Source organism: Paenibacillus sp. oral taxon 786 str. D14 (assembly GCF_000159955.1).
GTDB lineage: Bacteria > Bacillota > Bacilli > Paenibacillales > Paenibacillaceae > Fontibacillus > Fontibacillus phoenicis.
Map to the genome: position 1 here is coordinate 10,548 of NZ_GG696003.1, position 10,656 is coordinate 21,203.

General features: G+C 53.9%; 12 protein-coding genes. 8 read left to right on the top strand and 4 right to left on the bottom strand.

Annotated features, from left to right (window positions below; translation table 11 throughout):
- Window positions 1-138: 138 nt before the first annotated feature.
- Both POTG_RS22040 and POTG_RS22045 read right to left on the bottom strand, forming a co-directional pair.
- Complete coding sequence (locus tag POTG_RS22040) at window positions 139-351, bottom strand: hypothetical protein (RefSeq protein ID WP_009227066.1); 213 nt, start codon at window positions 349-351, stop codon at window positions 139-141.
- A 35-nt stretch (window positions 352-386) separates the two neighbouring features.
- Window positions 387-1,001: a superoxide dismutase gene (locus POTG_RS22045; protein ID WP_009227067.1), complete on the bottom strand. Its 615-nt coding sequence runs from the start codon at window positions 999-1,001 to the stop codon at window positions 387-389.
- A gap of 355 nt (window positions 1,002-1,356) precedes the next feature.
- Here POTG_RS22045 and POTG_RS22050 point away from each other — a divergent pair, with 355 nt between their 5' ends.
- The 7 genes from POTG_RS22050 to folE all read left to right on the top strand — a co-directional run bounded on the left by POTG_RS22050 (window position 1,357) and on the right by folE (window position 6,272).
- Window positions 1,357-1,797, top strand: coding sequence for a GNAT family N-acetyltransferase (locus POTG_RS22050; RefSeq protein ID WP_009227068.1), 441 nt, complete (start codon window positions 1,357-1,359; stop codon window positions 1,795-1,797).
- Window positions 1,798-1,913: 116 nt separating this feature from the next.
- A complete protein-coding gene (lepB, locus tag POTG_RS22055; protein ID WP_009227069.1) occupies window positions 1,914-2,525 on the top strand; it encodes a signal peptidase I in 612 nt (203 codons plus the stop codon).
- A gap of 24 nt (window positions 2,526-2,549) precedes the next feature.
- On the top strand, window positions 2,550-2,990 hold the full coding sequence (rnhA, locus tag POTG_RS22060; RefSeq protein ID WP_009227070.1) for a ribonuclease HI: 441 nt from the start codon (window positions 2,550-2,552) through the stop codon (window positions 2,988-2,990).
- Window positions 2,991-3,043: 53 nt separating this feature from the next.
- Window positions 3,044-4,234: a tRNA epoxyqueuosine(34) reductase QueG gene (gene queG, locus POTG_RS22065; RefSeq protein WP_009227071.1), complete on the top strand. Its 1,191-nt coding sequence runs from the start codon at window positions 3,044-3,046 to the stop codon at window positions 4,232-4,234.
- A 27-nt stretch (window positions 4,235-4,261) separates the two neighbouring features.
- Window positions 4,262-5,296, top strand: a complete 1,035-nt coding sequence (locus POTG_RS22070) for an HD-GYP domain-containing protein (protein ID WP_009227072.1) — start codon at window positions 4,262-4,264, stop codon at window positions 5,294-5,296.
- Between the two features lie 97 nt (window positions 5,297-5,393).
- Window positions 5,394-5,636, top strand: a complete 243-nt coding sequence (locus tag POTG_RS22075; RefSeq protein WP_009227073.1) for a YneF family protein — start codon at window positions 5,394-5,396, stop codon at window positions 5,634-5,636.
- Between the two features lie 42 nt (window positions 5,637-5,678).
- A complete protein-coding gene (folE, locus tag POTG_RS22080) occupies window positions 5,679-6,272 on the top strand; it encodes a GTP cyclohydrolase I FolE (protein ID WP_009227074.1) in 594 nt (197 codons plus the stop codon).
- Between the two features lie 185 nt (window positions 6,273-6,457).
- Here the strand turns inward: folE and POTG_RS22085 are convergent, their stop codons facing one another.
- Window positions 6,458-7,873, bottom strand: coding sequence for a Fe-Mn family superoxide dismutase (locus POTG_RS22085; RefSeq protein ID WP_009227075.1), 1,416 nt, complete (start codon window positions 7,871-7,873; stop codon window positions 6,458-6,460).
- A 68-nt stretch (window positions 7,874-7,941) separates the two neighbouring features.
- Window positions 7,942-8,973, bottom strand: a complete 1,032-nt coding sequence (locus POTG_RS22090; protein ID WP_009227076.1) for an alpha/beta hydrolase — start codon at window positions 8,971-8,973, stop codon at window positions 7,942-7,944.
- A gap of 238 nt (window positions 8,974-9,211) precedes the next feature.
- Here POTG_RS22090 and POTG_RS22095 point away from each other — a divergent pair, with 238 nt between their 5' ends.
- On the top strand, window positions 9,212-9,952 hold the full coding sequence (locus tag POTG_RS22095; RefSeq protein WP_009227077.1) for an IclR family transcriptional regulator: 741 nt from the start codon (window positions 9,212-9,214) through the stop codon (window positions 9,950-9,952).
- The last annotated feature ends 704 nt before the right edge of the window (window positions 9,953-10,656 follow it).

Genomic DNA, 10,656 nt, shown 5'->3' on the forward strand with positions numbered 1-10,656 from the left:
GGGTCTGATAAGGCCCTAAATTACCGCTATTTGCGGCACAGCCCCATCCGTGAACAAAATAGCGGTACTTTTTACCGCTATCCGGCCGCCACACCACAACAAAAGGAAGGCGCATCTCACGCGCCTTCCTTTTTTCCATCACATCATACGGTTCTCCACGGATTTCATGTGGTTCTGGGTATCGGGCTCGCGATGCTCTTCGTCCGAGACTTTGCCGAGGTCGGGGGTGGCTCCGCCGCTGGTGACGCTGTGGGCGAAATTCGTGAATTGCTGCTTATGCGCATCCTCGGCGTGTTTGGCGGCGAGAAGCTCCTCCGGGTCATTCGTCAATTTACGCTTTTGCTCTGCCATAGATGTATCCTCCTTCGTGAGTAATGAACGCAGCGTTATTTCTTCGCAGCCTCATACCGGCGGTTCACTTCGTCCCAGTTGATGATGTTCCAGAACGCGGCGATGTAATCCGGCCGTTTGTTTTGGTACTTCAAATAATACGCGTGCTCCCAAACGTCCAGGCCAAGAATCGGCGTTAAGCCTTCGAAGAGCGGGCTGTCCTGGTTCGGCGTACTGGTGACCGCGAGCTTGCCGTCCTTGCCGACGACCAGCCACGCCCAACCGCTGCCAAACCGGGTGGTCGCCGCTTTGGTGAATTCCTCTTTGAATTTATCGAAGCCGCCGAGGTCGCTGTCGATAGCAGCAGCTACAGCGCCGGTGGGCGCACCGCCGCCGCCGGGGCCGATGACCTTCCAGAACAAGCTGTGGTTGGCATGTCCACCGCCGTTGTTGCGTACGGCCGTGCGGATGCTCTCCGGAACGGCATCCAGGTTGGAGATCAGCTCCTCCACGCTTTTGCTCTGCAGTTCCGGCGCGCTTTCCAGCGCAGCGTTCAAGTTGGTGAGATACGTGTTATGGTGCCGATCATGGTGGATGATCATCGTTTGCTCATCGATATAAGGTTCCAGTGCGTTTGCCGGGTAAGGCAAAGCAGGCAATTCATGTGCCATGGTCGTTCTTACCTCCCGTTAATAATAAGATCCCGCTTCGTCATCCGAGTGTTAAGGAAGTCATCAGCTCCCCGCCGTTAACACCCGCATAACAATCCTATTATTGGTAGTGAATAAAAATATATGCATAAATGTGAGTCATAACAGGGGCGTTTGTAAAAGTTCATAATTGTAACCGCTTAATTCAAAGCGCTTTCATAAGAAAATTGATGTATTTGGGAGATATCTATGGTTTAATGGACAAGGAAGCTGTTTTTTTCTCGTTTTTGTCTGGAATCAAATATTCGGTTGATGTAAATCAGGGGGTTATGTTTTACATCGGCCTATCTTGCGTGAAGAAAAGGGAGATCTTAGCATGCTTATTCGTTCCTTTCAGTTGAGTGATGTAAATCAAGTGATGGAGCTATTGCAGTTGGCCTTATCGGAGGATTGCTACGAAGACACCAAGTGCGCGTTTGCCAGACAACTTTCTTGGGATTCTGAGCTGATTATGGTTGCAGAAGTCGAGGAAGAGATCAAAGGGGTATTGATCGGGACGATCGATCAGAATACGGGATGCATTTACCGCATGGCCGTACACCCTGATTACCGCCGGCGCGGCGTCGGCCGCAACCTTGTGACCGCGATGGAACAACGGTTCCAGCAGCGGAATGTCCGTCGGATTATGGTCGCCGGAGATGAACACAATAAAGCGATCATGCCGCTCTACGAGGCGATGGGCTATGGGGCAGGCAAGTTTTTGGAAGCCTTCCAGAAGCTTGGTATCGCAGCCCGGACGCTGACGGGATCCAATTGATGAAACTTCCCAAGACAGAAATGGGAAATGTTGAAGCATATCTTCCATCCGTTGCAAATGGGTGAAGGATGTGCTTTTCTATTTATATAGATTGTTTAATTTTGATGAGGTGCAGGATGGAACCGGTCATGGATTCGGAGCAAAAGGCAGCGTCAGATCCCGAACGCTCTGCTAACGAGCTGCAAGCGGAAGCCACGCAACCGCGGTGGGCCGCAGAACTGTGGGAGATGCTGAAGACGATCGTTATCGCCTTTGTCATTATGCTGCTGTTAAACCTATTTGTTTTTAACTTATCAATGGTGAAGGGACAATCGATGCAGCCTACCCTGGAAGAGCAGGAGCGGCTGTTCGTGGATAGGCTGGTGTATCGGTTTCATCATCCGAAGCGCGGTGAGATCGTCGTGCTGAAGGATCCTAGTGTGGATGCCGACCGGAAGCCTTTTCTGGTGAAGCGAATCGTGGCGGTTCCCGGGGATACGGTTGAAGTGCGAGACGGCCAACTGTTCATTAACGGGCAGCCGTTGGACGAGCCATACACCGACTCGGTAATCGAGGACGGCGACATGCCGGAGCTGAAGCTGGAGGCCGAACATTATTTCGTGATGGGCGATAACCGCCACGCCGGACGAAGCAAAGACAGCCGTTATTTTGGCAGCGTGAAGGAGAAATGGATCGTTGGCCGCGCCGAATTCGTTTTTTGGCCGATTACGAAGATCCGTAGTTTATAAGCCGTTTGCTTGGGAGGATGAACAGTGAAGGAAGTGACGATTTATACGGACGGGGCTTGCTCCGGGAATCCCGGTCCAGGGGGATGGGGCGCGGTGCTGATGTTTAACGGGCATCGGAAGGATCTGTCCGGCGGCGAAAAAATGACCACCAACAACCGCATGGAAATCCAGGCGGTCATTTCGGCGCTTAGTCAATTAAAGGAGCCTTGTCAAGTTAAGGTATACAGCGACTCCGCTTACGTGGTCAACTGCTTTCAGCAGAACTGGATTCGCGGCTGGCTCAAGAACGGTTGGAAGAACAGCAAGAACCAGCCCGTCGAGAACCGCGATCTTTGGGAAGAGCTGTGGCGGCTCATGGGCATTCACAAGGTGGAGTACATCAAGGTCAAAGGACATAGCGACAACGAGCTGAACAATTATTGCGACCAGTTAGCACGGGAAGCGATTAAGCGTTTATCTTCGTAAAAAAATACAACAGACAACCATTATGGCAACATGAACAGGAAGGAGGGGGACACATGTCTATGGCGGAAACCGGCATGACGCGTTTACCGGAAGGAGACAATCGCTGGGCGCAGCTGAAGCGGGAGATTCAGGAAGCAGCTGCGGAGTTCGGGATCGACGATATCGGCTTTGCCAGCGCGGATCCGTTCTTGTCGCTGAAGGCGATTTTGCAGGACCGGCGCGATAAAGGCTATGAATCCGGCTTTGAGGAGCCGGATCTCGACAAGCGGGTGTACCCGGAATTGTCGCTTACGGAGCCGGCTTCATTGATATCCATCGCGGTAGCCTATCCGTCGAAGCTGGAGAATCCCCCGAAGTCAGCGCCCGGCGAGCGGCGGGGCATCTTGGCCCGCTCTGCTTGGGGGCGGGACTATCATCAGGTGCTTCGCGAAGCGATGGCGAAGCTGGAAGCCTTCATCCGCGAGCGCGTACCCGAAGCGCGGATCGAGAGTATGGTCGATACCGGGGCATTGGTAGACCGGGCGGTGGCGGACCGGGCAGGGATCGGCTTTAAGGGGAAAAACTGTGCGATCATCTCCCCCAAGTGGGGCTCGTGGATTTACCTCGGCGAGCTGATCACCAACGTGCCGTTTCCTCCGGATACGCCGGTGGAGGAGGATTGCGGTGAGTGCACCAAATGCATCGACGCGTGCCCGACGGGAGCGTTAGTTGGCCCCGGTGAGTTGAACGCGCAGCGGTGCATTTCTTTTTTGACGCAAACCAAAGGGTTTCTGGACGAAGAATTTATGGTGAAGATGGGCAACCGCCTCTATGGTTGCGATACCTGCCAGATTGTCTGCCCGAAAAACAAAGGCAAGTCCTGGAATCATCGGCCTGAGCTGGCTCCCGATCCCGAGACCGTTAAGCCTCTGCTGCTGCCATTGCTGGATTTAAGCAACCGTGAGTTCAAAGAACGTTTTGGCGACAGCGCCGCGGCCTGGCGGGGCAAAAAACCGGTCCAACGCAATGCGGTCATCGCGCTTGGCAACTTCAAAGATTCGGCTTCCGTGCCGAAATTAATAGATATACTGCTTCATGACCCGCGGCCAGAGCTAAGGGGAACTGCAGCTTGGGCGCTGAGCCGAATCGGAGGCAAGGAGGCCGAGGAAGCGATCGACCGGGCGCTAGACGCCGAGCAGGAGGAAGAAGTGCGGGTTCGGCTTCGGGCGGCCAAGCAGAAGCTGCAGGCTTCCATCGGAGACTGATATCCAGCAAGGGGGATAACACAAAATATGCGTTTCATCAGTATCGAGGATATCGAACCGGGGCAATATTTAGGTAAAACGGTGTATTCCGCCAACGGCACCGTGTTGTTGTCGGCAGGGGTTCAGCTTACGGTTTTTATGATTAACACGCTTAAGCGGATCGGTGTGACAATGTTATACATTAAAGATCCGGAATTCGATGATATCGAAATTGAAGATGTGCTCAGCGAGGCGACCAAGCAGGCGATGTTCCGGGAAATGTCCGAAACGTTGCAGGCCATTCGTTCCGGCAAGGATTGGAGCGCGCGCAAAATCAACGCGAGCGTGGATTCCCTGCTGACTGACGTGTTGAACAACAAAGAGGTATTGCTGCAGCTCACCGACATTCGGACAGCGGACAATGCCGCTTATCTTCATGCGGTGAACGTCAGCTTGATCTCTTCGATGATTGGACTGAATTTGGGGCTCGGGTATTCCCAACTCAAGGATTTGGCGATTGGTGCGCTGCTGCACGATATCGGCAAATCAGTGGAACTGCCGGAAGGAGCCAATCCAAAAGACCCTAAAAACCACCATACCTGGAGGGGTTACGAGCTGCTCCGCCATAAACGCGAATTTAATCTGTTGATCGCCCATACGGCATTGCAACACCATGAGCGTCTGGACGGCAAAGGAATCCCGCGGGGAATTGCCGGGGACGAGATCCATCTGTTTCCGCGTATCGTCGCCGTCGCGAATATGTACGACAATTTGATCAGCGGCGCAAGCAAGGACGGGCGGGTCTTGCTGCCGCATGAGGCTTGCGAGCATTTGATGGCTTGCTCGGAACAGGAGCTGGACCACGAGGTGCTGGTGGAGTTTATGCGCATTATCTCCGTGTACCCGAACGGAACCTCAGTTCGTCTTGGGACGAAGGAAACCGGCGTGGTGGTCAGACAACACCGGGGATTACCGGGCCGGCCTGTTATTCGGATCGTGCGGGGCACCGGCGATGAGCTGGACGTGAATGAGGTTGATCTCGCGACTGAGACAACGTTGTTTATCGAGGCGGTTTTGGCGTGAATCCTTGAATCGCGTGAGGCTGGATGCTATGATATTTGGAGTGTGCAAGCCTTACAAGCGAAAGGCAGCACGATTATTATTCAGGGGTGGCTGAAACATGGATATCGTTATTCCAATTATTACTTTAATCGTCGGTCTGGTTGGCGGTTTTGTGATCGGGGTCTTTTACCTCCGCAGACAGTTAACGAAGATGCAAAACGACCCGCAAATGCTGCAGAAGATGGCGAAGCAAATGGGGTATAACCTGAACAGCAAGCAGATGCAGCGTGCGCAGCAGTTGATGAAGAATCAAGGCGGCCCATTGCCGGGGGCGGGACGAACGACGAAGAAGAGAAAATAAAGTAACGTTTCGCCATACTCTATGAAAGGAGGGGCGCTGAAGATGTCCGGATTGAAAGATTACGTCAATACACGGGTAGGCGATCATCGGGAGCAAATCGAATATCATGTTCGGGAAATCCTGAAATTGATCGGGGAAGACGTGAAACGCGAAGGGCTGCTCGAAACACCGGCCCGGGTGACGCGGATGTATGAAGAGATTTTTGCCGGGTATGAAGTCGATCCTCGGGATGTGCTGGGAGTTACCTTCGAGGAAAACCATGAAGAGCTTGTCATTGTGAAGGACATCGTCTATTACAGTCAATGCGAGCATCATATGGCGCCTTTCTTCGGCAAAGCCCATATCGGATATATTCCAAGCGGTCGAATCGCCGGGCTCAGCAAGCTGGCCCGTTTGGTCGAAGCGGTAACCCGACGCCTGCAGGTGCAGGAGCGGATTACCTCGCAAATTGCCGACATCATGGAAGAGGTGCTGCAGCCGAAAGGCGTGATGGTTGTCGTAGAGGGCGAGCACCTATGCATGTGCTCTCGCGGCGTCAAGAAGCCAGGCAGCAAGACCGTGACCTCGGCCGTACGCGGAAGCTTCCGGAAGGATGCGGCTTCCCGGGCGGAGTTCCTTTCGCTCATCAAAGATTAGCCTTTATCAAAGACCTTTGGTTTCGAGTACAAGCCTCGTGAACCAAAGGTCTTTTTATAGTTCTTATTATTGGTACGGACACGTTGTACAGCAATTAAATAACACCATCATTATTCTGTTACTAGCTCTTATCCTCTTCAAAGTGAGCAAAAGAAAGTGAACCATAATAACAAAATGGCAGTCGTTTAAAACGGCTGCCATTTTAGTTTTTTCGCGGCTTCGTACCGTTTGGCGACGGCGGGCCAATAGACGACGTTCCACCAATCTTTGATGTAGTTGGCGCGTGCGTTTTGATGCTTCAGGTAATACGCATGCTCCCAGACGTCCAGCGGCAGCAGCGGAACGACGTCCCATTGCGACAGGTTCTGGTGCTTCTCCGCTGTGAGGATCTCCAGCCGGTGAGCGCGCGGGCTCCACACCAGGATGGCCCAGCCGCCGCCTTCGACTTTGGCAGCTGCTTCAGAGAACTGTTTATGGAACGCGTCGTAGCTGCCGAAATCGCGTTTGATCTGCCCCAGCAGCTCGCCTTGCGGTTTGCCGCCGCCCTTCGGATTCATAATGTCCCAGAAAATCGTATGCAGGTAATGTCCCGCACCGTTAAAGGCCAGCTCCCGCTCCCAATGCTTTACCAAATCAAAATTGCCGGATTTCCGCGCCTCCTGCAGCTTGAGTTCCGCTTTGTTCAAATCGTCAACATACGTCTTGTGATGCTTGTCGTGATGAATGCGCATCGTCTGTTCATCGATATAGGGTTCAAGCGCGTTGTATGGATAAGGCAGCGGAGGGAGCGTATGTCCGCCGATCGGGACGGAGTGTTCCGGTACGCGCGCCGTAATCGCTTCCGCGTTGTTGTCAGCGGCTGGTTCTTGGCGGAGGCTGAGCTCATCCTGTTCCTGCACATGCACCTGCACGACTTCTGCTGCAAGGGTGGCCTCGGACACGTCCGCCGCTCCTGGCACGTCTTGCTCCTCGGGCGTGTTTGCTGCTTCGGAGGCGTCCGCTCTGTTTTGCTCGGCGGAGGTGGTTGCGTCCGTTTCGGCCGTCAAGTCCAGTTGCTCGGACGTGGTGAAGGCTGTTAACTCCTGCGGCTCTTCTTCGCGATAGAATGGCTGTCCCCCAGCCGCGTGATGAGGATCAGGATACGGCGGCGCTCCGGCCATGCTGCCGGCGATTTCCCCCGGCCGATTCAGCCGCTCAAGCACCTCAAGGAAATACGCCGATTCCCGGATGATGTGCAGCAGCACCACGGGAGCCAGCGGCACCGACTTCACGGCCGCGCTATGCTTCAGCATGTACTCCAGATGGCGGATAAATTCCTGCGACTGCTGACACGAGGCTCGCAGAAGCCGTTCCGTCTGGCGGATGATCTCTGGACTCGAGGCGGCGTGAGGTGTGGCCAAGGCGTATTGCAGCAGCTTGTCAGCTGCGGCCTCCGTCCCTTCAAAGATCGGCTTCCATTCCTCCAGCAGCCGAACGTAATCGGCCTCCAGGCGGGGAACAATCGCCTGAATGACTTCCGTGTGCTCCGCTTCTTGTTGCTTCCAGAAACGGATTTCCTCCAATATGCGCACAGGCAAAAAAGGCCCGTATACAAACAACATTCGGCCTACCTCCTCAGGGATAAGAAGTACATTACTACCAGCTTATTGGTGAGGAGGGTTGGCTTATGCTATTCGGATGCGGACCCGGTTTGAATATTCGTTTTTTGGGAGGCGAGCTTGATCTGGCCCAGGAACAACGACACTTTACGCAGATATTCCTTCGGATGCTCGCGGAAAATCAACTCATGATGCGCGCCGTCTACGATCCATACGCTAGAAATAGGGTTCGTTTGGTTGGCCGCCAGTTTCTCAGCGATGGGGTAAGGCGCTTTCTCATCCTCGGTGCCGTGGATGAACAGGATCGGGAAGGGATAATCTTCCGATTTGACCTGGGTATACGGAATTTGCCGCAGGCTGGTACCGTTTAACACCGGAAGCAGCATACCGATAATCTCCAGCGACGGATGGCGCGGCAGGTCGATGTGCTGGCGGATGTTGTGGTACATCGTATCCGGCTCCAGCAGGAACGTGCTGTCGAGAATCATGCCGTCGATGTCCGGGCTTTTTAAACCGGCTTGCAGTGCAGTGCCGGCCCCCATGGAGAAGCCCCAGACGATGATCTCTTGGCTGCCCAGTTGTTTGGCAACCTGGATCGCTCCGAGCAGCTGCTGGGCTTCTTTTTTGCCGCCGGTGGCGACCTCCTTGCTGTTCTCCGCAGCAAAGCCGTAATCAAACATCAGGACATTAAAATTCAGACGATGGGCAAAATTGGCCAGATCATACATCGGAATCCAGTACTCCTCGCGGTTGGCCCCATACCCATGGCTAAATACGATCGTTTTGACGGAATCTTCCGCCGGAATATACCATCCTTGCATCATTCGGCTCCCGTCAGCCGCGGGGAAGGTGATGTTCTGGTAATCCAAATTAATAGACAGCTTCGGATTGGAATAAAGCGGCGCCACCTTGGGGTTGGAGAGCACCCAGGCGATATAGCCGTGCAGCGAGATAAAGCAGAAGATCAGGAAGAACAGCACGGATAATAAGAGGGCAATGATAATGTTTTTGATGCTGATGTGCCGGGCTGTTGCCGCGGGAACATCGCCGGAAACGTACGCCGAAGGAGGCAAGGGAAGATCATTTCGACCGGTGTGGCTCATACGCTTCCCTCCCATTACTAGATTATATGATTGAAATTTGGACTGTTTACAATTGAAGAAAACGCTTTTAATGGAGGGGGATCGAAGAAAATGTCGAAATAACACGATTCCCCTGAATTTAATCGTAAGTCGATCCCTGTTGAATGTCAATGGAAGGTGTTTCATTGACGGAATTTCGCTTCTTTCATATAATTTATGTAACCGAGTTTCATATAGTGAAACCTAAGGAGGATGCCGGATGGAAGACCGGAAGCTGACGGTGCGCGCGGTTGAGCGGGCTTTGGATATATTGGGATGTTTCACAAAAGCAAGCGATCTGGGGCTGACGGAGATCGCCGCCGAAATCGGCCTGCATAAAAGCACGGTCCATCGCTTGTTGACCACGCTGGAGGAGCGGGGCTTTGTGATCCGTGATCCTGCTACGGAGAAGTACCGTCTCGGCCTGAAGATCTGGGAGCTGTCGACCCATATGTCCCACAGCGACGATCCCGCTGTGCTGCTGCTGCCGCAGATGGAGCGGCTGCGCGACCGGCTCGGCGAGACGGTCAGCCTTTATTTACGTGACGGCATTGAGCGGATACGGATTCAGGCGGTGCAGAGCAACCAGGCCATCCGCCGGGTCGCGCCGGTCGGGGCGCGGCTGCCGCTGTACGTGGGCGCGTCCAGCAAGGTGCTCGTCGCCTACTCGGGCGAAGAGGTGCTCCAGGCGGTGCTGGACAGCCCGGACTGGCCGCCGACGATCGATAAGGCGGCCTATGTGGCGCAGCTGGAGGATATCCGCAAGGCGGGATATGCCACCAGCTACGAGGAGCGGGAGCCGGGGGCGTCCGCCGTCTCCGCGCCGATATTTGACCGGACAGGGAAGCTTGCAGCCGCCCTGTCCGTGTCGGGGCCGGTCAGCCGCTTGACGCTGCAGCGGCTGGAGGAATACGGGCCGATCCTGGTGGAGGCGGCCCGGGAGATGGGCATGCTGATGTAGGCGCGCCTGGCGGCAGCCGCGATCATCATGCCTTGCATGGCCAAAACGCCTGCGCGAGGGGGGAACCCTGCGCAGGCGCTTTTTGCGTTGTTATTGGAATCACGATAACTCCGAAATGGCTTCAATAGGGCTTGAAAAAAATGTGCTTTATTTTATTAAAAATGCAACATTGCTCCTTTTTTTAATTCTTTATGCAACGCCAGTGCCACAACAGGCGAAGCTTCCAGCAATAAGGCCACTTTTTACCGCTATATACTCACGGAGATTAAGCTTTGCTGCGAATAGCGGTAATATATGGCCTTATTGGGCTCGATAAACGCCACAACAGGCGAAGCTGCCAGCAATAAGGCCACTTTTTACCGCTATATACTCACGGAGATTAAGCTTCGCCGCAAATAGCGGTAATCTTTGGCCTTATTGGGCTCGATAAACGCCACAACAGGCGAAGCAGCTAGCAATAAGGCCACTTTTTACCGCTATATACTCACGGGGATGAAGCTTCGCCGCAAATAGCGGTAATCTTTGGCCTTATTGGGCTCGATGAACGCCCCGGCAGGCGTAGCAGCCCGCGATAAGGCCACTTTTTACCGCTATATACTCACGGAGATTAAGCTTTGCTGCGAATAGCGGTAATATATGGCCTTATTGGGCTCGAAAAACGCCACAACAGACGAAGCTTCCAGCAATAAGGCCACTTTTTACCC

Excerpts from the sequence above, each read along its gene's own strand:
- queG (WP_009227071.1), top strand. The coding sequence starts at position 3,044 with ATGTCTATGGCGGAAACCGGCATGACGCGTTTACCGGAAGGAGACAAT.
- lepB (WP_009227069.1), top strand. The coding sequence starts at position 1,914 with ATGGAACCGGTCATGGATTCGGAGCAAAAGGCAGCGTCAGATCCCGAA.
- POTG_RS22090 (WP_009227076.1), bottom strand. The coding sequence starts at position 8,973 with ATGAGCCACACCGGTCGAAATGATCTTCCCTTGCCTCCTTCGGCGTAC.
- POTG_RS22075 (WP_009227073.1), top strand. The coding sequence starts at position 5,394 with ATGGATATCGTTATTCCAATTATTACTTTAATCGTCGGTCTGGTTGGC.
- POTG_RS22085 (WP_009227075.1), bottom strand. The coding sequence starts at position 7,873 with ATGTTGTTTGTATACGGGCCTTTTTTGCCTGTGCGCATATTGGAGGAA.
- folE (WP_009227074.1), top strand. The coding sequence starts at position 5,679 with ATGTCCGGATTGAAAGATTACGTCAATACACGGGTAGGCGATCATCGG.
- POTG_RS22040 (WP_009227066.1), bottom strand. The coding sequence starts at position 351 with ATGGCAGAGCAAAAGCGTAAATTGACGAATGACCCGGAGGAGCTTCTC.
- POTG_RS22095 (WP_009227077.1), top strand. The coding sequence starts at position 9,212 with ATGGAAGACCGGAAGCTGACGGTGCGCGCGGTTGAGCGGGCTTTGGAT.
- POTG_RS22045 (WP_009227067.1), bottom strand. The coding sequence starts at position 1,001 with ATGGCACATGAATTGCCTGCTTTGCCTTACCCGGCAAACGCACTGGAA.
- POTG_RS22070 (WP_009227072.1), top strand. The coding sequence starts at position 4,262 with ATGCGTTTCATCAGTATCGAGGATATCGAACCGGGGCAATATTTAGGT.
- POTG_RS22050 (WP_009227068.1), top strand. The coding sequence starts at position 1,357 with ATGCTTATTCGTTCCTTTCAGTTGAGTGATGTAAATCAAGTGATGGAG.